Genomic DNA, 24751 nt, shown 5'->3' with positions numbered 1-24751 from the left:
CGTCGCGCTCGCCCCCGGGCTCTCACCGTCCCCGGGTCGCTCATGGCTGCGTACGTCGCTACTCGTCCCCATCCACGCTTTTCGCTCCGCCCAGTGTACGGCGCCCGGGGTGGGGGCGCCGACCGGTTTTCCGGCGGCCCCAGGGCGGGCCCGGGGCGGTGCGGGCGCGGGGGCCGTACTGACCCGAATGGCGAGACGCACGCCGACGCGTCCCGGTGCGCCCCGGCCGTCGGATTACCCGGCGAAGAGCTGGGCACAACGCATGCAGGCTCGCCGTGCGGCACCCGCGGGGCGGGCGGATCGGGCGGCGTGCCCCGTTGCCGCGGGCCTGGAGTCGATTTATCGTCCCAGCACGATTCGCGAGCAAGATCACAATATGTGAAGGGGCCGCGGGCATGGTGGCGAAGAAGACCGCCGTACAGCAGTCGGCGTCCAGCAGATCCACAGGTTCGGCGGCCAAGGGAAAGGGCGGCGCGGAGGCCGGCGGGGCGGCCGGGGAAACGGGCGGCAAGGGCACCCGCGCGGTGAAGACCGTGCGGGCCGGCAAGGCCGCCGCGGCCGCGCCCTCGGGACCGAAGAAGACCACGACGAAGGGGTCGGCGGCCAAGACGGCAGCCAAGAAGGCCACGGCTGCGAAACCCGCGGCTACGAAGAGCACCGCCAAGAGCACCGCCAAGAAGGCGGCGGCCAAGAAGACCACCGCTGCGGAGCCCACCGCCAAGAAGAGCGCCACCGGGACGGCCACCGCTGGGAAGGCCGCCACCAAGAAGAGCGCTGCCAAGACCGTCGCCAAGACCGCCGCCAAGGGAGCCGTGGCCAAGAAGGCGGCGGCCGGGGACACCGATGCGGGCCGCGCCACGGGAGGTACCGCCGCCCAAAAGGCGTCCTCCAAGGAGGCGGCAGCCGGGAAGGGGGCTGCCGCGAAGACCGCCACCAAGAAGGCGGCGGAGAAGACCGCCACCACGAAGGCGGCGGTCAAGAAGGCGGCGGCCAAGAAGACAGCGACTGCGGCGACGGAGAAGACGGCGGCCAAGAAGACGGTGGCGAAGAAGGCACCCGCCGCGAAGGCGCCCGCCGACGAGGGCGGGGAGGCCGGGACGGAGGCGGCCACCGGGCCCGCGGCCGGGAGGGCCGCCGCGAAGGGCCCAGGGGCCAGGAAGCGTACGGCCAAGAAGGCGGCCGCGTCCGCGGCCGAGGATGCGGCTTTGGCCGCGGAGACGACGGGAGCCACGACAGTGGTTGCGAAGAAGACTCCGGGCACGGCGACGGCGGCGAAGCAGCCGGGGGCGGTGCCCAAGGCACGGGCCGCCGCCGTGGTGCCCGGCGAACTGGCGGTGCGCCCCGGCGAGGATCCGTGGACCCCGGCGGAGGTCGCCGAGGCGCGGACCGAGCTGATGTCCGAGGTGCTGCGGCTGCGCAGCGAGATCCAGGCGTCCGAGGACTCGCTCGCCGGTCTGATGCGGGACTCCGGGGACGGCGCGGGCGACGACCAGGCCGACACCGGCACGAAGAACATCACCCGGGAGCACGAGATGGCGCTCGCCGCGAACGCCCGGGAGATGCTGGAGCAGACCGAGCGCGCCCTGGAGCGGCTCGACGCGGGGACGTACGGGCTCTGCGAGAACTGCGGACAGCCCATCGGCAAAGCACGCATGCAGGCCTTCCCGCGCGCGACCCTGTGTGTGGAGTGCAAGCAGAAGCAGGAACGGCGCTCCTGAGGGCCGCCTGGACGCCTTGGTCCGTACGTGTGTGCCGTACCCTCGTCCCAGTCAGGTACCTAGGTTGAGGGACTCACGTGGCAGAGGCGGAGCGCATCATCGGTACGCCGGAAATCCCTGAGGCAGAGCACAACGCCGACGGCGGGCAGGAGCCCGACGGCGAGCGGAAGCCCCGGGGCAGGCGCAAGATCGCCGTGCTGTTCGGGGTGGCCCTGCTGGCGTACGCCCTGGACCTCGTCAGCAAGATGGTCGTGGTCGCCAAGCTGGAGCACCACGAGCCGATCGACGTGGTCGGTGACCTGCTGCGCTTCAACGCGATCCGGAACCGGGGCGCCGCCTTCGGGATGGGTGAGGCCTACACCATCATCTTCACGGTGATCGCCACGGGCGTGATCGTGGTGATCGCCCGGCTCGCGCGCAAGCTCTACAGCCTGCCCTGGGCGATCGCGCTCGGCCTGCTGCTCGGCGGCGCGCTCGGCAACCTCACCGACCGGCTCTTCCGCTCGCCCGGCGTCTTCAAGGGCGCCGTGGTCGACTTCATCGCGCCGAAGGGGTTCGCGGTCTTCAACCTCGCGGACTCCGCGATCGTGTGCGGCGGAATCCTGATCGTGCTGCTCTCGTTCCGGGGGCTCGACCCGGACGGGACCGTCCACAAGGACTGAGGCGGAGGCGCCCGGCAGGGCCTTTGGTGCCGGAGTGTCGTACCCCTCCTGCATACTCGTGGGGTGAGCACGATTCCCGAGATCCGTACCCTGCCCGTGCCCGACGGCCTTGAGGGCGAGCGCGTCGACGCCGCCATCTCGCGCATGTTCGGGTTCTCCCGCACGAAGGCGGCCGAGCTCGCGGCCGCCGGCAAGGTGCTGGTCGACGGCACGGTGGCCGGCAAGTCCGAGCGCGTGCACGGCGGGGCCTGGCTGGAAGTGGAGATGCCGCAGGCCCCCGCGCCGGTGCAGATCGTCGCCGAGCCCGTCGAGGGCATGGAGATCGTGCATGACGACGACGACATCGTCGTGATCGTCAAGCCCGTCGGCGTGGCCGCGCACCCGAGCCCGGGCTGGACGGGCACGACCGTGATCGGCGGCCTCGCGGCCGCCGGGTACCGCATCTCGACGTCGGGCGCCGCCGAGCGCCAGGGCATCGTGCACCGCCTGGACGTCGGCACGTCCGGCCTGATGGTCGTCGCCAAGTCCGAGCGGGCGTACACGTCGCTGAAGCGCCAGTTCAAGGAGCGCACGGTCGACAAGCGGTACAACGCGCTGGTCCAGGGCCACCCCGACCCCATGAGCGGCACCATCGACGCCCCCATCGGCCGCCACCCGAACCACGACTACAAGTGGGCGGTCACCGCCGAGGGCAAGCCGTCGGTCACGCACTACGACCTGGTGGAGGCCTTCCGCGCGGCGTCGCTGCTCGACATCAAGCTGGAGACGGGCCGCACCCACCAGATCCGCGTCCACATGGCGGCCCACCGGCACCCGTGCGTGGGCGACATGACGTACGGCGCGGACCCGACGCTCGCCAAGCGCCTCGGCCTCACCCGCCAGTGGCTGCACGCGGTGCGGCTGGGCTTCGAGCACCCCGGGGACGGCCAGTGGGTGGAGTTCGAGAGCGCCTACCCCGACGACCTCCAGCTGGCGCTCGACCGGGTCAGGGCGGAGAGCGCATGACCGCCGCGGGCGGCGTGAGCTGCCGGGTCGCGGAGGGCCGGGCGGACCTGGACGCGTGCTTCGCCGTCCGCAAGGAGGTCTTCGTCGCCGAGCAGGGGGTCCCGGAGGACCTGGAGTACGACGAGTACGACGAGGGGGCCGTGCACGTGCTCGCGGTCCGCGCCTCCGACGGGGCGCCGGTGGGGACCGGGCGGCTGCTCACGGGCGAGGCGGCGGCCGTCAAGAACGGCGGGGACGCGGGCGTGGGTGCCTTGGGGCGCCTCGCCGTCCTGCGGTCCGCGCGCGGGCTCGGGGCGGGCGCCGCGCTGGTGCGGGCCATCGAGGACGCCGCCCGGGAGCGGGGGCTCGCCGCTGTCGACCTGCACGCGCAGACGCAGGCCCTCGGGTTCTACGAGCGCCTCGGATACGTGGCGTACGGGCCCGAGTTTCCGGACGCCGGGATTCCGCACCGGGCGATGAGGAAGCCGCTGCACGGGTAGCGCCCCCGGCGGGTAGCGCCCTCCACGGGGAGCGCTGTCCGCGCGGAGCGCCATCGATGTCGCTTTTGCGGCATTTACCGCATTCCGTGGCAAGGTTGAGGTCTTGACCGGTCAGGCCTCGTACCCCCGGAGGGCGCCCCATGGATCAACTGGCGCTGCTGCTCGTGCTGTTGCTGGGCGCCCTGGTGACCGTGCCGCTGGGGGACCGGCTCGGGCTCCCCGCGCCGGTGCTCATGACGCTCGTGGGCATCGTCCTCGCCTTCCTGCACTTCGTGCCGAACGTCGACATCCCGCCGGAATTCATCCTGCCGCTGGTCCTGCCGCCGCTCCTGTACGCCGCCGTGCAGCGCACGTCCTGGCGGCAGTTCACGGCCAACATCCGGCCCATCCTGCTGCTCGCCGTCGCGCTCGTCTTCGTCACGACGACGGCGGTCGCGGCCGTCGCCCACGCGATCGTGCCGGGGCTTCCGCTCGCCGCCGCGCTCGCGCTCGGCGCCCTCGTCGCGCCGCCCGACCCGGTCGCCGCCACCGCCGTCGCGGGCTCCCTCGGCCTGCCGCGCCGCCTGGTGTCGATCCTGGAGGGCGAGGGGCTCTTCAACGACGTCACCGCGATCGTGCTCTACCACGTGGCGATCGCCGCCGCCGTCAGCGGCACCTTCTCCTGGCCCTCGGCCGTCGGCCAGCTCGTCCTGTCCGCGGTCGTCGCCGTCGCCGTGGGGCTCGCGCTCGGCTGGCTCAGCAACAAGCTCATGGGTCTGCTCGCCGACGCGACGCTGCAGACGGGCCTGACGCTGCTCGTGCCGTTCGTCGCCTACGTACTCGCCGAGGAGCTGAAGGGCTCCGGCGTCCTCGCCGTCCTGACCACCGCCCTCTACCTCGCCGAGCGCGCCGTCGACGCCGACGACGTGCTCGGCCGGATCACCGGCCAGACCTTCTGGCAGATCGTCGACACCCTCGTCACCGGCGTCGCCTTCGGCCTGATCGGGCTCGAACTGCACAACGTCTTCGGCACGTCCCAGGGGCGCGAGGGACAGATGCTCGGCTGGGGCGCGGTGGTCGTCGCGGTCGTCGTCGGCGTCCGCCTGCTGTGGCTGCTGCCCGCGACCTGGCTCGCCAAGCGGCTGCACAAGCGGCGCGATTACGACGAGGAGATCCCGGTGTCGTGGCGCGAGACGGTCGTCATGTGGTGGTCGGGGATGCGCGGCGTGGCGTCGGTGGCGCTCGCCCTCGCCATCCCGCTGAAGACGGACGACGGAGCTCCGTTCCCGGCCCGCGACGAGATCGTCTTCATCGCCTTCTGCGTGATCATGGCGACGCTCGTCGCGCAGGGCCTCACGCTGCCGTGGCTGGTGAAGCGGCTCGGCGTGCGCGCGGACACCGATGCCGAGCGGGCCCTTGAGCGCGACCTCGCCCTGCGCGCCGCCAAGGCCGCCAAGGCCCGCCTCAAGGAGATCGAGGAGGTCGAGGAGCTGCCCGAGGAGATCTCCGAGCGCCTGTTGCGCGGCGCCTTCGACATCGGCGCCCGGATCAGCCCGGACATCGTGGACGACGAGCGGCGCGAGCGGTACGCCAAGCGCGTCGACCGGTTCAAGGCGGTCCAGCGCATCCAGCGCGAGATGATGTCGGCCGCCCGCCACGCGGTCCTCGCCGCGCGCAGCGAGCCCGGCTCCGACCCGGAGGTCGTGGACCGGGTCCTGCACCACCTGGACGTACGCAGCCTGCGCTGACGCCCGACGCCTGACGCCCGCCGCCTCGGCCGGGCCTCAGCCCCGGCCCGTGCGCGGCACGTGCGGCGCCGCCGGGGACGGGCGGTCGTCGCCGTCCGGCGGCAGCTCGGCCCAGGCGGTGTTGACCCGCGGCAGCGCGTACGGATGGTGCGCGGCCAGCCAGGCGACCAGCTGCTCGCGGACCGTGACCCGCACCGTCCAGATGTCGTCGGCGTCCTTGGCGGTGACGAGCGCGCGCACCTGGATCGTGCTCACCGTCGTGTCCGTGACGGCGAGGCCCCAGTCGCGGCCGTCCCAGGCGGCGCACTCGCGCAGGATGTCGTGCAGCTTCTCGCGCATCGCCGCCACCGGGGCCGTGTGGTCGAGCTGGAAGAAGACGGTCCCGGTCATCTGGGCGCCGCCGCGCGACCAGTTCTCGAACGGCTTCGACGTGAAGTACGAGACGGGCATGGTGATCCGGCGCTCGTCCCAGGTGCGCACGGCGAGGAAGGTCAGCGTGATCTCCTCGACCGTTCCCCACTCGCCGTCCACGACGACCGTGTCGCCGATCCGCACCATGTCCCCGAACGCGATCTGCAGGCCCGCGAAGAGGTTCCCGAGCGTGGACTGCGCCGCCACGCCCGCGACGATGCCGAGGATGCCCGCCGACGCGAGCAGCGAGGTCCCCGCGGCCTGCATCGCGGGGAACGTCAGCAGCATCGCGGCGACGGCCACCACGCCGATGAGGGCAGTGACCACGCGCTGGATCAGCGTGACCTGCGTCCGGACCCGGCGGACCCGGGCCGGGTCGCGGTGCGCGGCGGCGTAGCGCGCGTACGACGCCTCCACTATGGCCGCCGCGATCCGCACGGCCAGCCAGGCCACCGACCCGATGAGCACCAGCGAGAGGAGTCTGGCGATGCCCGCCGAGTGGTCCTCGGCGACCTTCGCGTGCTCGTACGACCCCCGCAGCAGGGCGGTGCACAGCACGACTTGCAGGGGCAGCCGGCAGCGGCGCAGCAGGCCCCACAGCGGGCGCTCGGGCTGCCGGGCGTCGGCGCGGCGCAGGGCCGCGTCCACCAGCCAGCCGACGGCCAGCGTGAGCACGACCGAGGCGCCGACCACGATCAACGGGCGCAGGACGTTCTCCATGCCTCCGAGGGTAGGCGGAGCCTTCCGGCGCAGGTGGCACGATGGCCTCATGAACATCATGCTTTTCCATTCGACGTACGGGCTCCGGCCCGCGGTGCGCGCGGCGGCCGACCGGCTCCGCGCCGCCGGGCACGAGGTGTGGACCCCGGACCTCTTCGACGGCCGCACCTTCGAGACCGTCGAGGAGGGCATGGCCCACCGGGACGAGCTCGGCAGGGACGAGCTGCTCAAGCGCGCCGTCCTGGCCGCGGCGCCGTACTCGGAGCGGGGCCTCGTCTACGCGGGCTTCTCGTTCGGGGCCTCGGTCGCGCAGACCCTCGCCCTCGGCGACGACAAGGCGCGCGGGCTGCTGCTCCTGCACGGCACGTCCGACATCGCGGAGAACGCGTCGGTGGACGAGCTGCCGGTGCAGCTGCACGTCGCCGAGCCCGACCCGTTCGAGACCGACGACTGGCTGAGCGCCTGGTACCTGCAGATGGGCCGGGCCGGGGCGGACGTGGAGATCTACCGCTACGCCGGTGCCGGGCACCTGTACACCGACCCGGACCTGGACGACTACGACGCCGAGGCGGCCGACGCCACGTGGCGGACGGCGCTCGGGTTCCTGGAGACGCTGTGAGCCGTTGAGCTGTTGAGGCTCGGGGTTCGGGGCTCGCTCAGGGCCTGGTGCAGCGTCCGGCCGGGGCGCTCAGGGGCGGCTTGCACTGGAGGCCGAAGTCGGCGCCGTTCGTGCTGAGGTACCGGCCCAGACACGCGGTGCCCGACGTCCGGCCGCGCTCCGCGCAGAACCGCAGCGCCGCCCGCCCGTCCGCGAACGGCCCCGGCGCGTAGAACACCCAGAAGCCGGGGCGCAGCGAGGCGTAGTCGTCGCTGTGCAGGTACTGGGCCTCCGGCACCTGCCTGCGTACGGCCGCGAGCTTGCGGTCGCGCGTCGCCGGGGACGACGTGTCCGGCTCGGAGTGCAGCTGGGCGATCCAGCGCCCGGGGGCGGGCTTCGAGGCGTGCTGGGTCGAGGGCGTCGGCGAACGCCTCCCGCCGTCCCGCGGGGTGGACTCCGTGATCCTGGTCGGCTCCCCGCCCGCCGTGCCGTCCGGCTCGTCCCCGTCCTCCAGGGCGAGCACGAGGGCGACGCCCGCCACCAGGGCGAGGGCCACGGAGACGGCCGCGACGAGGACTGGCGTACGCCGCCGGGGCCCCGGACGCGGCGGCGCGGCGGGCGGCCCCGGGCGGGCCGCGGTCACCGTCGGCCGGTACGCGACCGCGTCGGGCGGCACCGCGGGCCCGCCCTCGACCACTGCCTCTCCGCCCTCGGCCACTGCCCCTCCGCCCTCGGCGACCGCCGCCAGCATCGCGTCGAGCCGCTCCGCGTCCGGCCGCAGCGCCGGATCCCGGACGAGCAGCGCCGCCAGGACCGGCGCGAGCGGGCCGGAGCGCACCGGCGGCGGCACCGGGTCCTCCAGCACGGCGGCGAGCGTGGCGAGGGTCGACGCGCGGCGCAGCGGACTGACGCCCTCCACGGCGACGTACAGGACGAGGCCGAGCGACCACAGGTCGGCCGCCGGGCCCTCGCCGGTGCCGCGGACGCGCTCGGGCGCGATGTACTCCGGGGAACCGATCAGCTCGCCGGTGGCGGTGAGCTGCGTGGCGCCCTGGAGCGCGGCGATGCCGAAGTCCGTGAGGACCGCGGGCGGCAGCGCGCCGGGCCGGGGCGGCTCCCGCAGCAGGACGTTGGCGGGCTTGAGGTCGCGGTGCAGGACGCCCGCCGCGTGGGCGGCGCGCAGGGCCGAGAGCAGCTCGCGGCCCAGGCGCGCCGCCTCGTGCGGCGGCAGCGTCCGCTCCTCCAGGAGGTCCTGGAGGGTGCGGCCGGGCAGCAGCTCCATCACCAGCCAGGGGTGCGCACCGGCGGCGGTGTCGACGATCTGGTGGACCGTCACCACATGGGGGTGGTTGAGGCGGGCGAGCGCCCGTGCCTCGCGCAGCACCCGCTCGCGCAGGACGGCGGCGGACTCGCCGGTCGCACCGGGACCCGGAGGCCGTACCTCCTTCAGCGCCACCTCGCGGTGGAGCACGGTGTCGCGGGCCCGCCACACCGTGCCCATGCCGCCGCTGCCGAGCCGTTCGACGAGCTCGAAGCGGCCGTCGATCACATCCCCCTGGCCACTCATGGGCGACAGGGTAGGCGCTCGGGCGCGCGCCGGTCAGCGCACCGGCGCCTGCGCCCGCTCCACCTTCTGCGTGCCGCTGAGCGTGCGGTACGAACGGGCCCAGGACGACGTCGCCTTCGGGTCCTCGCGGTCGGAGATCACGTAGTAGTCCATCTGCGAGCGCTCGGCGGTCACGTCGAGGACGCCGTAGCCGTGCGAGTCCATGTCGAGCCACTTCACATGGCGGTTGGCGGCCTTGACGGCGGCGACGCCGGCCAGCGACAGGGTGTGCGGCGGGACCTTCAGGAAGTCGTCGACGTTGTCGGAGGTCACGGACGTCACGACGAACTCCGTGGCCGCCGACGGCGAGGACGGGTACGTGGCGGCCGTCACCGGCACGTCGTTCGCCCACGCCATGTGGATGTCACCGGTCAGGAAGACGGTGTTCCGCACGCCCTTGTCCCGCAGGTGCCCGATCAGCTCCTTGCGGTCGTGCGTATAGCCGTCCCACTGGTCGGTGTTGACGGCCAGGCCCTCCTTGGGCAGGCCGAGCAGCTCCGCGAGCGGCGCGAGGAGGTAGGCGGGGAGCGAGCCGAAGGCGACCGGCGAGATCATCACCGACGTGCCGACCAGCTTCCACGCGGCGTCCGACGAGGCGAGCCCCGCCTTCAGCCAGTCGAGCTGGGCGCGGCCCGTGATCGTGCGCTCCGGGGAGTCCACGGCGCCGCTGCCCACCTTCGCCTGCTGGGAGCGGAAGGAGCGCAGGTCGAGCAGGTGCAGGTCGGCCAGCTTGCCGAAGCGCAGGCGGCGGTAGACGGTGCCTTCCGTGGCCGGGCGCACCGGCATCCACTCGAAGTACGCCTGCTTGGCGGCCGCGACGCGCGCGGCCCAGGGGCCCTCGGTGTCCGGCTGGTGGTTCTCGGCGCCGCCGGACCAGGCGTCGTTGGCGACCTCGTGGTCGTCCCAGATCGCGATGACCGGGTGGGTGGCGTGCATCGCCTGCGCGTCGGGGTCGGTCTTGTGGGCGGCGTGCCGGACGCGGTAGTCGGCGAGCGTGACGATCTCGTGCTTGGGCTGGTGCTCGCGCACGACGCCGCCGGGCGAGGCGAAGCCGCCGGACGCGTACTCGTACAGGTAGTCGCCGAGGTGCAGGACCGCGTCGAGCTCGGTACGGGCCGCGAGGTGGCGGTACGCGGAGAAGTAGCCGGACTCCCAGTTGGAGCAGGACACCACGCCGAAGCGGACGCCGGGGGCGGTGGCGTCGTGGGCGGGGGTGGTGCGGGTGCGGCCGACGGGGGAGTGGACGCTTCCTGCCGAACCGGCTCCTGTCGAACCGCCTTCTACGGAGAAGCGGTAGTAATAGGCCGTCGCCTGGCGCAGGCCCCTTACATCGGCCTTGACGGTGTGGTCGCTCGCCGCCTTCGCGGTGGTCGCGCCGCGCCCGACGACCCGGGTGAAGTCCTTGTCCTCGGCCACCTCCCAACGCACCTGTACGTCCGGCCCCTTGCCGGAGCCGGGCACCGCGTCCGGTGTCGGCGTGATCCGCGTCCACAGCAGGACACCGTCGGGCAGCGGGTCACCGGAGGCGACGCCGTGCAGGAAGGCGGGGCCTTCGGCGGCGTACGCCGGGGAGGAGGCCGCGAGGGGCGCGGCGGCGAGGGCGGCGGTCACGGCCGCCGCCTTGACGACGGTGCGGCGGCGGGGCGTGAGCGCGGGGGCCTGGGGTCTCTCGGAGACCTCGGCGGGCTCGGGCGATGCGGTGCCTATTCGATGGGTCACGAGGAGGAACCCTACGGACCGGTAACGGCGAAGAGCGGGCGCCTTTCGAAAAGTTCGCCCGCTCTTCCGCAAGTCGTCTACTCCGCTTGCGTGATAGCTCCCGATCAGCCCTTGATGGCCTCGTTCACGGCCTTGTTGTAGTCCTCGACCGTCATCGGCGCGTTCCGGCCGTCGGGGCCCTTGAGCTGCTTGCCGTTCATGACGAAGGCCGGGGTGCCCTCGACGCCGTCCTTGTTGTCCTGGAACGCGTCCGACATCTCCAGGGCCCAGCGGTCGTACGTGCCGTCCTTGACCGCCTTCTTGAAGGCCGCGCTCTTCTTGAGCTCGGGCACCTCGTTCGCGATCTTCAGGAGGTTCGCGTCGTCCTTGAACTTGTCGTCGCTCTCGGCCGGGTGGTTGGCCTCCGAGTACAGCGCCTTCTTGTAGGCGAGGAAGGCGTCCGGGGAGACGTCCAGGGCGGCGCCGAGCGCGCTCATCGCGTTGCGGGAGCCCTCGCCCGGGAAGTTCCTGTCGAGGAAGGTGGCGCCGACGAACTGGACCTTGTACTTGCCGTCCTTGAGGTCCTTCTCGACCGTCGGGCCGACGGTCTGCTCGAACCCGGCGCAGACGGGGCAGCGCGGGTCCTCGTAGACCTTCAGGGTCTTCTTGGCGCTCTCCTTGCCGAGCACGACGGTCGTGCCGTTCGCGCCGGAGGTGTTGGCGGGCTTGACCAGCTTCTGGTCCTTGGCCTCGTCCCAGTAGCCGGGCTTGTTGTTCTGGACGACGGCGTAGCTGATGCCGCCCGCGACGGCGAGGACGGCGACGATGGACGCGCCGACGATCGTGGACCGCTTGCGCTTCTCGCGGCGGCGCTCGGCCTCCTGCTGGGCGCGGATCCGCTCGCGGGCGGCCTGCTTCGAGGCCTGGCTGTTGCGCTTGCTCATGGCGGTACTCCGTGGGTGTGGCGGTGCTGTGGACTGGGTGTGCTCAGGCGAGAACGGCCGAGCACGGCGGTCCACGCCGCCCCACGCAGTGCACGAGCAGCCGCGTCCGCACCGCGACGGTACGGCGGACGGGCCTCGGCAGGCGGCGCCCCGGAGCGACCCGGGCGGTCACCGCGGCGACGGCGATGAGCAGCGGCCGGAACGTGGCCGCGGCCACGGCACGGAGCAGCTGGGAGATGGCGCGCTCGCCGCGGTGCAGCCAGGCGGCGGCGAGGAGGCCGACGCCGATGTGCGCGCCGAGCAGGAGCCAGGCCGCGGCCGGATCGGCGTCGGCGAGCAGCGCGGCGGCGCCGTGGGCCTCGCCGCCCGCCATCCGGGCCAGCGGCGATCCGACGCTGCTGCCGCCGCACAGCACGTCGAAGCCGACGGAGCGCAGGGGCCCGGCGACCGGGCCGCCCGCCTCGCCGTAGCAGACGTGCTGGCCGGTGGTGAAGGCCGTGTCGGCGGCGAGCTCGAGCGGGACGAGGAGCGCGGCGATCCTGCCGAAGCCGCGCTCACGCCCGGCCAGGGCGTACGCGATGACGTAGATGCCGGCCGTGACCGCCAGGCACGTCGTGAGCGGCAGCGGGGCCCGGGACAGCAGCACGTGCGACGCGGCGGACAGCGTCACGGCGAGCGCCGTGAACAGTGCCGCGCGCACCACTCTGATCTGGGTCCCGGATATGTCCATCGCGCAAGCGAGTGTGCCATGAGCCGTCGTAGGACACCCCCAAAGGGGGCCTTTGAATCCCATGAGAATCACCGGGCGGCCGGGACGACCCCGCTCCTGCCTCCTACAGCCCCGGGATCCGGCCGTTGCGGAACAGGTCGACGAAGATCTGGTGGTCCGCCCGCGCCCGCGCGCCGTAGCTGTGCGCGAAGTCCACGAGCAGGCCGGCGAAGCCGTCCTCGTCGGCCGCGATCGCGGCGTCGATCGCCCGCTCCGTGGAGAACGGCACCAGGTCCGAGTGGCCGCTCTCGTCGTCCGCCGCGGCGTGCATCGTGGCGGTGGCCCGGCCCAGGTCGGCGACCACGGCGGCGATCTCCTCCGGGTCGTCGATGTCCGACCAGTCCAGGTCCACGGCGTACGGCGACACCTCGGCGACCAGCTGGCCCGCGCCGTCGAGCTCGGTCCAGCCGAGCCAGGGGTCGGCGTGCGCCTGCAGGGCGCGCTGGGAGATCACCGTGCGGTGGCCCTCGTGCTGGAAGTAGTCGCGGATCGCCGGGTCCGTGAGGTGACGCGAGACGGCCGGGGTCTGGGCCTGCTTCATGTAGATCACGACGTCGTTCTCCAGGGCGTCGCTGTTGCCCTCGAGGAGGATGTTGTACGAGGGCAGGCCCGCGGAGCCGATGCCGATGCCGCGGCGGCCGACGACGTCCTTCACGCGGTAGGAGTCCGGGCGGGACAGGGAGGACTCCGGCAGCGTCTCCAGGTACCCGTCGAACGCGGCGAGGACCTTGTACCGCGTGGCGGCGTCGAGCTCGATGGAGCCGCCGCCCGGCGCGAAGCGGCGCTCGAAGTCACGGATCTCGGTCATGGAGTCGAGCAGGCCGAAGCGGGTCAGGGAGCGGGCGTCCCGCAGCGCGTCCAGGAGCGGGCCCTGGGCGGTGTCCAGGGTGAAGGGCGGCACCTCGTCGCTCTTCGCGCCCGTGGCCAGGTCGTGGATGCGCGCGCGGTACGCCGTCGCGTACGTGCGCACCAGGTCGGTGATCTGCTCGTCGCTGAGCGCCTTCGCGTAGCCGATGAGGGCCACGGACGCGGCGAAGCGCTTCAGGTCCCACGTGAAGGGGCCGACGTACGCCTCGTCGAAGTCGTTCACGTTGAAGATCAGGCGGCCCTGGGCGTCCATGTACGTGCCGAAGTTCTCCGCGTGCAGGTCGCCGTGGATCCACACCCGGCCCGTGCGGTCGTCCACGTACGGACCGCCGTGCTGCTCGCGCTCCAGGTCCTGGTAGAAGAGGCAGGCCGTGCCCCGGTAGAACGCGAAGGCGGAGGCCGCCATCTTCCGGAACTTCACCCGGAACGCCGCGGGGTCGGCGGCGAGGAGCTCGCCGAACGCGGTGTCGAAGACGGCGAGGATCTGCTCACCGCGCTGCTCGGCGGTGGGCTGCGGGACCGACATCGCGGGGTGCCTCCTGGTGCATGACGTGGGACAGGTGTTCCTTGTCCCCCTGTCCTTCTCCAACGCTCGACCGTACCCCCGAGTGCCCGTCGGCTGTCAGTGACCCGGACTAGACTTCCCCGCTGTCCCCCCAGACTGTCCGCAGCCTGTCGCCAAGTGTTTCCGTTGGAGGCCACAGCCGTGTCGAAGCCCCCCTTCACGCACCTGCACGTGCACACCCAGTACTCGCTCCTGGACGGCGCGGCGCGGCTGAAGGACATGTTCCAGGCGTGCAACGAGATGGGGATGACGCACATCGCCATGTCGGACCACGGCAACCTGCACGGGGCGTACGACTTCTTCCACTCGGCGCAGAAGGCGGGCGTCACGCCGATCATCGGCATCGAGGCGTACGTGGCGCCGGAGTCCCGGCGCAACAAGCGCAAGATCCAGTGGGGCCAGCCGCACCAGAAGCGGGACGACGTCTCCGGCTCCGGTGGTTACACGCACAAGACGATCTGGGCGGCGAACAAGACGGGCCTGCACAATCTGTTCAAGCTGTCCTCGGACGCGTACGCCGAGGGCTGGCTGCAGAAGTGGCCGCGCATGGACAAGGAGACGATCTCCCAGTGGTCGGAGGGCCTGATCGCCTCCACCGGCTGCCCGTCCGGCGAGCTCCAGACCCGTCTGCGCCTCGGCCAGTTCGACGAGGCCCTGAAGGCGGCCTCCGAGTACCAGGACATCTTCGGCAAGGACCGGTACTTCCTGGAGCTGATGGACCACGGCATCGAGATCGAGCGCCGGGTCCGCGACGGGCTCCTGGAGATCGGCAAGAAGCTCGGCATCCCCCCGCTGGTCACCAACGACTCGCACTACACGTACGCGCACGAGGCGACGGCCCACGACGCCCTGCTGTGCATCCAGACCGGCAAGAACCTCTCGGACCCGGACCGCTTCCGCTTCGACGGCACCGGCTACTACCTGAAGTCCACCGACGAGATGTACGCGGTCGACTCCTCGGACGCCTGGCAGGAGGGCTGCCGCAACACCCTCCTGGTCGCCGAGCAGATCGACACGACCGGCATGTTCGAGAAGCGCGACCTCATGCCGAAGTTCGACATCCCGGAGGAGGGCTACACCAACGTCACCTGGTTCAAGGAGGAAGTGCGGCGCGGCATGGCCCGCCGCTATCCGAACGGGGTCCCGGACGACCGCCAGAAGCAGGCGGAGTACGAGATGGACATCATCATCCAGATGGGGTTCCCGGGCTACTTCCTCGTGGTCGCCGACTTCATCATGTGGGCGAAGAAGAACGGCATCGCGGTGGGTCCGGGCCGTGGCTCCGCGGCCGGTTCGATCGTGGCGTACGCGATGGGCATCACCGACCTCGACCCGATCGAGCACGGTCTGATCTTCGAGCGGTTCCTCAACCCCGAGCGCGTCTCGATGCCCGACGTCGACATCGACTTCGACGAGCGTCGGCGCGTCGAAGTGATCAGGTACGTGACCGAGAAGTACGGCGAGGACAAGGTCGCCATGATCGGTACGTACGGCAAGATCAAGGCGAAGAACGCGATCAAGGACTCCGCCCGCGTCCTCGGCTATCCGTACGCGATGGGCGACCGCCTCACCAAGGCCATGCCCGCCGACGTCCTCGGCAAGGGCATCGACCTGGACGGCATCACCAACCCCAGCCACCCCCGCTACAGCGAGGCGGGCGAGATCCGGGGGATGTACGAGAACGAGCCGGACGTCAAGAAGGTCATCGACACCGCCAAGGGCGTCGAGGGCCTGGTCCGGCAGATGGGCGTGCACGCCGCCGGCGTGATCATGTCCAGCGAGCCCATCATCGACCACGCCCCGATCTGGGTGCGGCACACCGACGGCGTCACGATCACGCAGTGGGACTACCCGCAGTGCGAGTCGCTCGGCCTGATCAAGATGGACTTCCTGGGCCTGCGCAACCTCACCATCATGGACGACGCCGTGAAGATGGTGGAGGCCAACAAGGGCGTCAAGCTGGAGATGCTCGAGATCCCGCTCGACGACCCCAAGACGTACGAGCTGCTCTGCCGCGGTGACACGCTCGGCGTGTTCCAGTTCGACGGCGGCCCGATGCGCTCGCTGCTGCGCCAGATGCAGCCCGACAACTTCGAGGACATCTCCGCCGTCTCGGCCCTGTACCGGCCGGGCCCGATGGGCATGAACTCGCACACGAACTACGCGGAGCGCAAGAACGGCCGCCAGGAGATCACGCCGATCCACAAGGAGCTCGAAGAGCCCCTGAAGGAGACGCTGGGCCTCACCTACGGCCTCATCGTGTACCAGGAGCAGGTGCAGAAGGCCGCGCAGATCGTCGCCGGCTACTCGCTGGGCGAGGCCGACATCCTGCGCCGCGTGATGGGCAAGAAGAAGCCCGAGGAGCTGGCGAAGAACTTCACCATCTTCCAGGAGGGCGCCCGCAAGAACGGCTTCAGCGACGAGGCCATCCAGGCCCTGTGGGACGTCCTGGTCCCCTTCGCCGGATACGCGTTCAACAAGGCGCACTCCTCCGCGTACGGCCTGGTCACGTACTGGACCGCGTATCTGAAGGCGAACTACCCGGCCGAGTACATGGCCGCGCTGCTCACCTCGGTCAAGGACGACAAGGACAAGTCCGCGGTCTATCTGAACGAGTGCCGCCGCATGGGCATCAAGGTCCTGCCGCCGAACGTGAACGAGTCGGTGCACAACTTCGCCGCCCAGGGCGACGACGTCATCCTCTTCGGCCTGGAGGCCGTCCGTAACGTCGGCACCAACGTCGTCGACGCGATCATCCGCTCCCGCAAGGCCAAGGGGAAGTACGCCTCCTTCCCCGACTACCTGGACAAGGTCGAGGCCGCCGCCTGCAACAAGCGCACCACGGAGTCGCTGATCAAGGCCGGCGCCTTCGACACCATGGGCCACACCCGCAAGGGCCTGACCGCACAGTACGAACCCATGATCGACAACGTGGTCGCGGTCAAGCGCAAGGAGGCCGAGGGCCAGTTCGACCTCTTCGGCGGCATGGGCGACGAGGGCGCCGACGAGCCCGGCTTCGGCCTGGACGTGGAGTTCACCACCGACGAGTGGGACAAGACCTACCTCCTCGCCCAGGAGCGCGAGATGCTCGGCCTCTACGTCTCCGACCACCCCCTGTTCGGCCTGGAGCACGTCCTGTCCGACAAGGCCGACGCGGGCATCGGCCAGCTCACCGGCGGCGACTTCTCCGACGGCGCGGTCGTCACCATCGGCGGCATCATCTCCGGCCTCCAGCGCAAGATGACCAAGCAGGGCAACGCCTGGGCCATCGCCACCGTCGAGGACCTCGCCGGGTCCATCGAGTGCATGTTCTTCCCCGCCACCTACCAGCTGGTCTCCACCCAGCTCGTCGAGGACGCCGTCGTCTTCGTCAAGGGCCGCCTGGACAAGCGCGAGGACGTGCCGCGCCTCGTCGCCATGGAGATGCAGGTCCCCGACCTGTCGAACGCGGGCACCAACGCCCCCGTCCTCATCACCATCCCGACGGTGAAGGTGAGCCCGCCGATGGTCACGCGCCTCGGCGAGATCCTCAGCCACCACAAGGGCAACAGCGAGGTGCGCATCAAGCTCCAGGGGGCGCAGAAGACCACCGTGCTCCGACTCGACCGGCACCGGGTGAAGCCGGACCCCGCGCTCTTCGGTGATCTGAAGGTGCTGCTCGGCCCGTCCTGCCTGGCGGGCTGACCGGCCGCACCGGAACGCGGCCGACCTGTGCCGGAACACGGCTGGTCCGCGCCGGAGCACGACTGACCGCGCCGGAGCACGACTGAGGGGCGCACCCGGATCGGGTGCGCCCCTCATGTGTGCCTGTGCAGATGTCAGTTGTGGCCGAAACGGCGCTGGTGCTTGCGGGCGACGTCCGCCGGGCTGCCCTGGGCCTGCGACTGCATCGCCTGCTGCGCGTCCGTCGCCGCCGACTTCGCCCGCTCCTGGGCCTGCTCGGCCTGCGAGGCGCGGTTCTGCTGGGAGCCCTGTTTACGGTTCTTGTTCTTGGCCATGGTGATCTTCCTCCTGCGGGGGACCTGGGGGCCAGACCCGACAAGGCTCACATGAAATATGTAAAGCCGCATTTTGGGCAATCACCGTGCGTAATAAGGGCCACCGGAGGGTACGGAGCGGTTACGCCACGCCGAAGATCGAGTTCCGGCCGTTAACCTCCGCGAGGTCGGGCAGACTCGAAGCAAACCCGAAGTGACCCCCGTGGGGACCGTTCGGAGTACCCACAGGGAGCTGTCAGGCAAGGCCAGGTAAACCAGCGAAAGAGGGTGGATCGCGTGGACCGCTGCGTCGTCCTGGTGGACGCCGGGTATCTGCTGGGAGCCGCCGCGAGCCTCCTCGCGGGAGAGCCGTCCCGGTCCCGGATCACCGTCGATCACACCGCCCTGATCCAGGGCCTGCGCGAACGCGCCGAGTCCGATACGCAGCAGCCCCTGCTGCGCATCTACTGGTTCGACGGCGCCCCCGACCGCGTACCGCAGCCCGAGCACCGCAGGCTGCGCGTCATGCCCCGCGTGACCGTCCGCCTGGGCGCGCTGACCCGCAGCGACGGCCGGTGGGCGCAGAAGGGCGTGGACGCCGCCATGCACGCCGAGCTGACCGAGCTCGCCCGCAACCGTGCCTGCTCCGACGTCGTGCTCGTCACCGGCGACGGCGACCTGCTGCCCGGCATGATGGCCGCCAAGGAGCACGGCGTCGCCGTCCACCTGTGGGCCGTGCAGGCCGCCGACGGCGACTACAACCAGTCCGAGGACCTGGTCGCCGAGGCCGACGAGCGGCGGGTCCTCGACCGCGTCTGGATCACCAAGGCCGTGCGCGCCAAGGAGCTCGGCGGGGTCTGCGCGCCGCCGCCCGCGCCGCGCCCCGAGATCGCCGCGATCCTCTCCGCGCCGCTGCCCGAATCGACGCTCACCACGGCCGCCGAGCCCGCCGAGCCCGCCGCCGCGGTGGCCGCGGGCGCCCCCGCCCGGGCGCAGGAGAACGGCGACCGGGCCGCGAAGGGCGTCCCCACGCCCAAGGACCTCGCCGCGCTGCGCGGCCCCGCCCCGGCGCAGCCCGGCAAGGAGCAGGCGAGCGCGACCCTGCGCTGGTCGTCCGACAAGGGCTGGGTGGACCGCCCCGGCATCCCCTCCGAGCCTCCCGACGCCGCGGTGCTTCCCACGCTCGCCCAGCTCACGACGGCCGAGCAGCGGTGGGCCGACCGCGAGGAGGACATCACCACGGTCGGCGGCGACCCGTACGAGGTCGGGCAGGTCTTCGCCCGCCGCTGGATGGCGCGCCTGCCCGAACAGCACAACCTGCAGAAGTTGTCCACGATGTACCCCCGCATCCCGCACCGCATCGACGGCGAACTGCTGCGGTACGCCGCCCGCTTCGGCCTCCTCGCCCACAAGGACGACCAGATCGACGAGCACGACCGGTATGCGATCAGGGCCGGATTCTGGCGCGAAATCGACGTGCGCACCGCCGCCGAGCACGCGCCCGCGGGGGAGTGAGACCGCCCCGGGCGCCATACCGGACATCGGACCCCGTACCCTCGTCCTTCGTGAGTACGCGCGCGGCACAGGCAGTCCGACAGGGGCTCCGGCAGGGGCACGGCAGCGATGCCGTCTGTGTGGTGCGCGACCTGGTCAAGGTCTACCCCGCGGCCCGCGGCAGACGCGGCAGGCCCGCGACGCCCGAGGTGCGGGCGTCCGACGGCATCGGCATCGAGGTCGGCCGCGGTGAGATCTTCGGGCTCCTCGGCCCCAACGGCGCGGGCAAGTCCACCCTCGTGCGCCAGCTGACCGGTCTGATGCGGCCCGACAGCGGCAGCGTCGAGGTCCTCGGCCACGACATCGTGCGCCACCCCGAGCGGGCCGCCCGGCTCCTCGCCTATCTGGGGCAGGAGTCGACGGCGCTCGACGAGCTGACCGTCGCCCTCGCCGTCGAGACCACCGCGCGCCTGCGCGGGCTCGACGTGCCGGACGCGCGGGCCCAGCGCGACGCCGTCCTGGAGGAGCTGGGGCTGCTCCCGCTCGCCTCCATGCCCCTGAAGAAGCTCTCCGGCGGCCAGCGCCGCCTCGCCTGCTTCGCCACCGCCCTGGTCGGCGAGCGGCAGCTGCTCGTGCTCGACGAGCCGACGACCGGCATGGACCCCGTGGCGCGGCGCGCCGTGTGGGGCGCCGTCGACCGGCGGCGCTCCGAGCGCGGCACGACGGTCCTGCTCGTCACCCACAACGTCATCGAGGCCGAGACCGTCCTCGACCGCGTCGCCGTGCTCGACCGCGGCAAGGTCATCGCCTGCGACACGCCCGCGGGGCTCAAGGAGCAGGTCGCGGGCGAGGTGCGGGTCGAGCTCGTGTGGCGGGACCGGGCGCCCGTGGACGTGCCGGAGGTCGCCGCGCTCAAGTCCTTCGCCGTCGAGTCCGGGCGGCGCTGGACGCTGCGGCTCGCCCCGGACGAGGCGCGGGCGGCCGTCGCGGCGGTGACCGGCGGGAGCGCGTTCGCCGCCCTTGACGACTTCACGCTGGCGACGCCGTCGCTGGAGGATGTGTATCTCGCCCTCGGCGGGCTGGGCGGGGAGGGGCTGGTCAAGTCGTGAGCGCCGCTGTCGTGGTGGGGTTCCCCGACGCCGCTCCGGGGCGGATTCCTCCCACCCACCCACCCGTTTTCGGCAGGAAGGTTCATCGGTGAGTGCCGTTTCCCTGGAAGCCGTGGCGCGGGTCGAGGGCGGCCCGGAGGCCGTGCCGGACGTCGCGGCGCCGCTCGGCCCGCGGGCGCGGCTCCTGCCCGCCCTCGCGGCCGTCTACCGCGCGCAGCTGTCCCGCGCGCGGGTCGCCCGGCTTCCGCTGCTCTTCGTCGCCACCTTCCAGTCCGTCGGGATCATGGTCCTGATGCGGGGCGTGGTGGACGGGGGCGGCGAGGCGCACGCCGTCGTCGCCGGGTCGTCCGTGCTCGTCGTCGCCTTCGTCGCCCTGAACCTGCTCGCACAGTACTTCGGGCAGCTGCGCGGCGCCGGCGGGCTCGACCACTACGCCACGCTGCCCGTGCCGCCCGCCGCCGTCGTCCTCGGCGCCGCCGCCGCGTACGCCTCCTTCACCGTGCCCGGCACCATCGTCACGGCCGTCGTCGGCTGTGCCCTGTTCGGCCTGCCGCTGACGCACCTGTGGGTGCTCGCCGCGGTGATCCCGCTCGCCGGCGCCGCCCTCGCCGGGCTCGGCGCGGCGCTCGGCCTGCTCGCGCCCCGGCCCGAACTGGCCACCCTGCTCGGCCAGATGGGCATGTCGGCGGCGCTGCTGCTCGGGGTGCTCCCGGCCTCGCGGATGCCGGAGCTACTCCAGTACGCGCGGGACCTGCTGCCGTCGACGTACGGCGTCGAGGCCCTCGCCCGCACCTTCGGCGCCGACCCCGACTGGGGCGCCGTCGCGCTGGACCTCGGCGTGTGCGCGGGCGTCGGCGTCGTCTCGCTCGCCGTCGCCACCTGGGCCTACCGCAGGGCCGCCGTCCGCTGACGCCGTTGTGCCGTCCGGTGGGGCGGTTCCCAGGTGGAGCTGGCACCATGTGTGCGTGACTGCTCCGCTGACACCCTCCCAACCCCCGCGCGACGAGCCCGAGCACCAGCCTGAGTACAACCCCTGGCAAGCGCCGCACGTATCCGCGCAGGCGCCAGGGGCCGTGTCCGGCCCCTGGCACGAGGAGGGCGACCCCGGCATGAAGCGTGAGGTCGTCCAGGCCGCGGTGGTCATGGTCGCGGTGGCGGTCAGCGGCGTGCTGCTCGGGCTGCTGTGGCTCTGGCTCGCCCCGCGGGTGCCGCTGATCGCCGACAAGGAGGCGGTCTACCTCAAGGACACCGAGGGGGAGCAGGCCATCGGGGTCGATGGAACGTTCACCCTGCTCGGGCTCGGCTTCGGCTTCGTCAGCGCGCTCGTCGTCTTCTGGGTACGGCGGCGGGGCGGGATTCCGCTCGTCGTGGGGCTCGCCGCGGGTGCGCTGCTCGGGGCGGTGCTCGCCTGGAAGGTGGGGGTGTGGTTCGGGCCCGAGACCGATGTGGTGGCCCATGCGCGGTCCGTGGGGCGGGGGGTCGTGTTCGACGCGCCCATGGAGTTGAAGGCCAAGGGGGTGCTGCTTGCGTGGCCCGTTGCCGCGATGGTGGTGCATCTGGTGCTCACGGCGATCTTCGGGCCGCGGGATCCTGAGCCGTTCGCGTCCTATGGGGTGGGGGCGGAGGCGGGGGCTGCGGAGGAAGGTGCGGGGCGGTAGGCCTCGCGGGGGCGCCCCAGTCCCGCCCCTTCCCGAAACTAGGGGCTCCGCCCCTAGGACCCCTTTTTCCGCGCTTCGCGCTCGTCTCAAACGCCGGACGGGCTGATTTAGGCCGGGCGCCTTCCATGGTTGGACTTGGACTTCTTCACCCGCCATTTGCGCTTTCTTGTTTTCTTCGACATGGGTGTGGTCCTAGTCGAAGACCGGTGGCGCGTCGAGGGGTCATTCACGTCCGATGGGGGCGAGGACCGCGTTCGTCAGGGTGGTGAGGTCGGCGGGGGACAGTTCGACCTCCAGGCCGCGGCGGCCCGCCGATACGCAGATCGTGGTGTGGGCCGACGCCGAGTCGTCCAGGACCGTGCGGAGCTTCTTGCGCTGGCCCAGCGGGGAGATGCCGCCGCGTACGTAGCCCGTGGTGCGCTCCGCGGCGGCCGGGTCGGCCATCGTCGCGCGCTTGCCGTGGACCGCCGCGGCCAGGGCCTTGAGGTTCAGCGTGCCCGCGACCGGCACCACCGCGACCGTCAGCTCGCCGTCGACGTCGGCGACCAGGGTCTTGAAGACCCGGTCCGGGGACACGCCCATGGCCTCGGCCGCCTCCTCGCCGTACGAGGGGTGGGAGGGATCGTGCTCGTACGCGTGAAGGGTGTGGGGCGTGCCCGCGGCCGTCAGGGCGACCGTCGCGGGGGTGCCGCCCGCCTGGGACTTCTTCTGCTTCTTCGCCACTTCGCCTGCCCGTCGGGATGCGTCAGTTGAGGCTCGTCGCGCCGCGCGTCAGCTCGGTCGCGGGCAACGACGGCAGATTACGGATGATGGCGGTCTCCGTGCGCAGCAGGGTCAGCTCGTCGCGCAGCCGGGACGCCGTGTCGGTGGCTTCGAGGAGGCGCTGCTTCGTGGGGGTGTCCAGGACGGCGGCCGCCGCGACCAGGTACGACACCACCGACGGGTCGTCCGGCAGCTCCGCGCCCGTCGACAGGGAGCGCTCCCTGGCCCCGGCCAGGCGCTTCTGGTACGAGCGGAACGCCCGCAGGACGCCCTCGGCGAGCGCGCCCGCCTCGTCGCCCGGCTCCTCGCCGAGCTCTTCGAGCTCCGCGGTCAGGAACGGCCCCGACGCGTCCACGGAGAGCAGCCGCACCCGGGTCGTGCCGGTGGCGAGCACCTCGAAGCCGCCGTCCTCGCGCTCGCGGATGGTCGCCGCGTCCGCGACGCAGCCGACCGTGTGGAAGGCCTTGACCGGGTCGTCGCCGAAGCCCGCGCCGGGCCCCTGCTCGGGCTGTGTCGTCTGGTCGGGCAGGCCGGGGGAGCTCGGCGCGACCTCCTGTCCGTCGCGGATCGCCACGACGGCGAACCGTCGCTGCTCGTCCTCGGGAGTCTTGAGCAGTTCGCGCATCATGGCGCGATATCGCTCCTCGAACACGTTCAGGGGCAGCACGAGCCCCGGGAACAGCACCGAGTTGAGCGGGAAGAGCGGGAGCCGGACGGTCGTCACGAGCCGAAAGCCTAACGGCCGTCGGCACCCGGTCCCGCCTCGTGCCCGTTTCGCGCGGACCGCAGCGGCATCCGCGAGGCCACCTCTATGCGGACGCCGTCGCGCAGCTCGAGGAACTGGCCGAGCGGATCGTCGGCGATCCGGTCCCACGGGAAGGACGTCGCGTACGGGCCGATGAGGCGCAGCTGGGCGAGGGCGTCCTGCCAGCGCTCCAGGCGGATCAGGACGTACGCGAGGAGGTTGCGGACCTCCGCGGGCCACGGGTCGGCGGGCGCGTACGCCGCCGACAGGGCGATCGCCAGGTCGGCGGCCGCGTCCAGGCGCTCGCGGGGCAGCTTGCCGCCGGTGCTCGTCAGGTACGCGAACGCGGCGCGCACCGGGAGGGCCTGTATCAACGAGCCGGGCAGCGCGTCCGCGGCCGCGCGCTCCGCGAAGTCGAAGCACTCGGCGTGCGAGCCGTACCAGTCCGCCGACAGGTACATCAGGGCCGAGGCGTGGCAGCCGTAGTGGTACGAGGAGCGCCGGACCGCCTGCGCCCACAGCTCCTCGAACTCCGAGTGCGAGGCGTGGGTGCCGCGGGCGTGGTCGAGCGCGACGCGCCACGGCACGGGGTCGCGGGGGTCGGCGTCCGCGGCCGCGGTGAGCAGCGGGCTCACCTCGCGGAGCAGCTCGGCGCGGGCGGGGGACTCCCAGCCGCGTACGACGGCGAGCTCGGCCTTGAGCAGCAGGGCGTCCGGGTCGTGCGGGGCCGCGGTCAGCCAGTCGTCGAACCACTCGCAGCGGGAGCGGGCGAAGGCGGCGAGGCGGGTCGCGTAGCGGTCGCGGTTCTCCCACTCGGCGGCTTCGCGGGTGGTGGCGAGCAGTTTGGCCGCCGGGCCGTACTCGCCGCGGCCCGCGGCGACGAGGGCGGGGGCGAGGCGGTCGTCCGGGACGTCCAGGAGTACGTCGTCGTCGGGGGTGAGGCCGGTGGCCAGGCGGGGGGTGTGGCGGACCATGCGGGCCGTGCGGATGAGGGCGCGCAGCAGTGGCATGGTGCGGTCCCCCTTTGCGCCTGGGTGGTCTGGTGCGGTCGCTGTTGGTTGACGGGTGGGGGCGGGGGATGGTTGTCCGGGGTTGGGTAACGGTTCGGCAAGTTTTTCGGGTGCGGGTGGGTGGTGCCTCGCGGGGGCGCCCCAGGCCCGCCCCTTCCCGAAACTAGGGGCTCGCCCCTAGGACCCCTTTTATCCGCGCTTCGCGCTCGTCCTCAAACGCCGGACGG

Annotated in this window: 21 protein-coding genes; 11 read left to right on the top strand and 10 right to left on the bottom strand. The window is 72.2% G+C overall.

The features are described 5' to 3' along the window. Window positions 1-395 precede the first annotated feature (395 nt). The 5 genes from ACFWZ5_RS10655 to ACFWZ5_RS10635 all read left to right on the top strand — a co-directional run bounded on the left by ACFWZ5_RS10655 (window position 396) and on the right by ACFWZ5_RS10635 (window position 5591). The gene (locus ACFWZ5_RS10655; protein WP_384890621.1) at window positions 396-1718 is read left to right on the top strand and encodes a TraR/DksA family transcriptional regulator; all 1323 of its coding nucleotides are present in this window, start codon (window positions 396-398) and stop codon (window positions 1716-1718) included. Window positions 1719-1795: 77 nt separating this feature from the next. After that, window positions 1796-2380, top strand: coding sequence for a signal peptidase II (gene lspA, locus ACFWZ5_RS10650; RefSeq protein ID WP_384795515.1), 585 nt, complete (start codon window positions 1796-1798; stop codon window positions 2378-2380). Window positions 2381-2443: 63 nt separating this feature from the next. Beyond that, entirely contained in the window at window positions 2444-3385 is a 942-nt protein-coding gene (locus ACFWZ5_RS10645; protein ID WP_384795513.1) for an RluA family pseudouridine synthase, read from the top strand. Then, the gene (locus ACFWZ5_RS10640; RefSeq protein WP_384795512.1) at window positions 3382-3864 is read left to right on the top strand and encodes a GNAT family N-acetyltransferase; all 483 of its coding nucleotides are present in this window, start codon (window positions 3382-3384) and stop codon (window positions 3862-3864) included. The genes ACFWZ5_RS10645 and ACFWZ5_RS10640 overlap by 4 nt, the downstream gene beginning before the upstream one ends. A gap of 140 nt (window positions 3865-4004) precedes the next feature. Then, the gene (locus ACFWZ5_RS10635; RefSeq protein ID WP_384795510.1) at window positions 4005-5591 is read left to right on the top strand and encodes a Na+/H+ antiporter; all 1587 of its coding nucleotides are present in this window, start codon (window positions 4005-4007) and stop codon (window positions 5589-5591) included. A 36-nt stretch (window positions 5592-5627) separates the two neighbouring features. Here ACFWZ5_RS10635 and ACFWZ5_RS10630 read toward each other — a convergent pair whose 3' ends face one another. Beyond that, a complete protein-coding gene (locus tag ACFWZ5_RS10630) occupies window positions 5628-6722 on the bottom strand; it encodes a mechanosensitive ion channel family protein (protein ID WP_384795507.1) in 1095 nt (364 codons plus the stop codon). 49 nt (window positions 6723-6771) lie between these two features. Here ACFWZ5_RS10630 and ACFWZ5_RS10625 point away from each other — a divergent pair, with 49 nt between their 5' ends. Continuing rightward, entirely contained in the window at window positions 6772-7341 is a 570-nt protein-coding gene (locus ACFWZ5_RS10625; protein WP_384795505.1) for a dienelactone hydrolase family protein, read from the top strand. Between the two features lie 37 nt (window positions 7342-7378). Here the strand turns inward: ACFWZ5_RS10625 and ACFWZ5_RS10620 are convergent, their stop codons facing one another. The 5 genes from ACFWZ5_RS10620 to ACFWZ5_RS10600 form a co-directional block, all read right to left on the bottom strand. Then, complete coding sequence (locus tag ACFWZ5_RS10620) at window positions 7379-8887, bottom strand: protein kinase (RefSeq protein ID WP_384795503.1); 1509 nt, start codon at window positions 8885-8887, stop codon at window positions 7379-7381. A 33-nt stretch (window positions 8888-8920) separates the two neighbouring features. Then, window positions 8921-10537 carry an alkaline phosphatase D family protein gene (locus tag ACFWZ5_RS10615; RefSeq protein WP_384795519.1) on the bottom strand — a complete coding sequence of 539 codons (1617 nt, stop codon included), beginning with the start codon at window positions 10535-10537 and terminating at the stop codon, window positions 8921-8923. A gap of 212 nt (window positions 10538-10749) precedes the next feature. Beyond that, the gene (locus ACFWZ5_RS10610; protein ID WP_384795501.1) at window positions 10750-11568 is read right to left on the bottom strand and encodes a thioredoxin domain-containing protein; all 819 of its coding nucleotides are present in this window, start codon (window positions 11566-11568) and stop codon (window positions 10750-10752) included. 43 nt (window positions 11569-11611) lie between these two features. Continuing rightward, on the bottom strand, window positions 11612-12298 hold the full coding sequence (locus tag ACFWZ5_RS10605) for a hypothetical protein (RefSeq protein ID WP_384795500.1): 687 nt from the start codon (window positions 12296-12298) through the stop codon (window positions 11612-11614). 103 nt (window positions 12299-12401) lie between these two features. Beyond that, window positions 12402-13730, bottom strand: coding sequence for a DUF2252 domain-containing protein (locus ACFWZ5_RS10600; RefSeq protein ID WP_384795498.1), 1329 nt, complete (start codon window positions 13728-13730; stop codon window positions 12402-12404). Window positions 13731-13910: 180 nt separating this feature from the next. On the opposite strand from ACFWZ5_RS10600, the gene dnaE reads away from it, so the two are divergent. Then, a complete protein-coding gene (dnaE, locus tag ACFWZ5_RS10595; RefSeq protein WP_384795496.1) occupies window positions 13911-17453 on the top strand; it encodes a DNA polymerase III subunit alpha in 3543 nt (1180 codons plus the stop codon). Window positions 17454-17587: 134 nt separating this feature from the next. On the opposite strand, the gene ACFWZ5_RS10590 is transcribed toward dnaE, so the two are convergent. Continuing rightward, complete coding sequence (locus ACFWZ5_RS10590; protein ID WP_384795494.1) at window positions 17588-17767, bottom strand: hypothetical protein; 180 nt, start codon at window positions 17765-17767, stop codon at window positions 17588-17590. A 276-nt stretch (window positions 17768-18043) separates the two neighbouring features. Here ACFWZ5_RS10590 and ACFWZ5_RS10585 point away from each other — a divergent pair, with 276 nt between their 5' ends. From ACFWZ5_RS10585 to ACFWZ5_RS10570, 4 genes are all read left to right on the top strand, one after another. After that, a complete protein-coding gene (locus ACFWZ5_RS10585; RefSeq protein WP_384795492.1) occupies window positions 18044-19261 on the top strand; it encodes an NYN domain-containing protein in 1218 nt (405 codons plus the stop codon). Window positions 19262-19311: 50 nt separating this feature from the next. Next, the gene (locus ACFWZ5_RS10580; protein ID WP_384795490.1) at window positions 19312-20349 is read left to right on the top strand and encodes an ABC transporter ATP-binding protein; all 1038 of its coding nucleotides are present in this window, start codon (window positions 19312-19314) and stop codon (window positions 20347-20349) included. Between the two features lie 88 nt (window positions 20350-20437). Then, on the top strand, window positions 20438-21259 hold the full coding sequence (locus tag ACFWZ5_RS10575; RefSeq protein WP_384795488.1) for an ABC transporter permease: 822 nt from the start codon (window positions 20438-20440) through the stop codon (window positions 21257-21259). Window positions 21260-21314: 55 nt separating this feature from the next. Beyond that, window positions 21315-22007 (top strand): DUF2567 domain-containing protein, encoded by a 693-nt coding sequence (locus ACFWZ5_RS10570; RefSeq protein ID WP_384795486.1) that lies wholly within the window; start codon window positions 21315-21317, stop codon window positions 22005-22007. A gap of 222 nt (window positions 22008-22229) precedes the next feature. Here ACFWZ5_RS10570 and ybaK read toward each other — a convergent pair whose 3' ends face one another. From ybaK to ACFWZ5_RS10555, 3 genes are read right to left on the bottom strand one after another with little or no spacing between them, the layout of a single operon-like run. Further along, window positions 22230-22730 (bottom strand): Cys-tRNA(Pro) deacylase, encoded by a 501-nt coding sequence (gene ybaK / locus ACFWZ5_RS10565; RefSeq protein ID WP_384795484.1) that lies wholly within the window; start codon window positions 22728-22730, stop codon window positions 22230-22232. 22 nt (window positions 22731-22752) lie between these two features. Next, a complete protein-coding gene (locus tag ACFWZ5_RS10560; protein WP_384795482.1) occupies window positions 22753-23493 on the bottom strand; it encodes an LON peptidase substrate-binding domain-containing protein in 741 nt (246 codons plus the stop codon). An 11-nt stretch (window positions 23494-23504) separates the two neighbouring features. Next, a complete protein-coding gene (locus tag ACFWZ5_RS10555; protein WP_384795480.1) occupies window positions 23505-24524 on the bottom strand; it encodes a hypothetical protein in 1020 nt (339 codons plus the stop codon). Window positions 24525-24751: the final 227 nt, after the last annotated feature.

The organism is Streptomyces sp. NPDC059003 (assembly GCF_042740445.1).
GTDB lineage: Bacteria > Actinomycetota > Actinomycetes > Streptomycetales > Streptomycetaceae > Streptomyces.
The sequence above is the reverse complement of the archived record's forward strand: the minus strand, read 5'-3'. Positions and strand labels throughout refer to the sequence as shown.

Bases quoted from the DNA above. Each gene is read 5' to 3' on its own strand.
- ACFWZ5_RS10590 (WP_384795494.1), bottom strand. From the start codon at position 17,767: ATGGCCAAGAACAAGAACCGTAAACAGGGCTCCCAGCAGAACCGCGCC.
- ACFWZ5_RS10600 (WP_384795498.1), bottom strand. From the start codon at position 13,730: ATGTCGGTCCCGCAGCCCACCGCCGAGCAGCGCGGTGAGCAGATCCTC.
- ACFWZ5_RS10555 (WP_384795480.1), bottom strand. From the start codon at position 24,524: ATGCCACTGCTGCGCGCCCTCATCCGCACGGCCCGCATGGTCCGCCAC.
- ACFWZ5_RS10620 (WP_384795503.1), bottom strand. From the start codon at position 8,887: ATGAGTGGCCAGGGGGATGTGATCGACGGCCGCTTCGAGCTCGTCGAA.
- ACFWZ5_RS10640 (WP_384795512.1), top strand. From the start codon at position 3,382: ATGACCGCCGCGGGCGGCGTGAGCTGCCGGGTCGCGGAGGGCCGGGCG.
- ACFWZ5_RS10625 (WP_384795505.1), top strand. From the start codon at position 6,772: ATGAACATCATGCTTTTCCATTCGACGTACGGGCTCCGGCCCGCGGTG.
- ACFWZ5_RS10635 (WP_384795510.1), top strand. From the start codon at position 4,005: ATGGATCAACTGGCGCTGCTGCTCGTGCTGTTGCTGGGCGCCCTGGTG.
- ACFWZ5_RS10610 (WP_384795501.1), bottom strand. From the start codon at position 11,568: ATGAGCAAGCGCAACAGCCAGGCCTCGAAGCAGGCCGCCCGCGAGCGG.
- ACFWZ5_RS10630 (WP_384795507.1), bottom strand. From the start codon at position 6,722: ATGGAGAACGTCCTGCGCCCGTTGATCGTGGTCGGCGCCTCGGTCGTG.
- ACFWZ5_RS10605 (WP_384795500.1), bottom strand. From the start codon at position 12,298: ATGGACATATCCGGGACCCAGATCAGAGTGGTGCGCGCGGCACTGTTC.
- ACFWZ5_RS10655 (WP_384890621.1), top strand. From the start codon at position 396: ATGGTGGCGAAGAAGACCGCCGTACAGCAGTCGGCGTCCAGCAGATCC.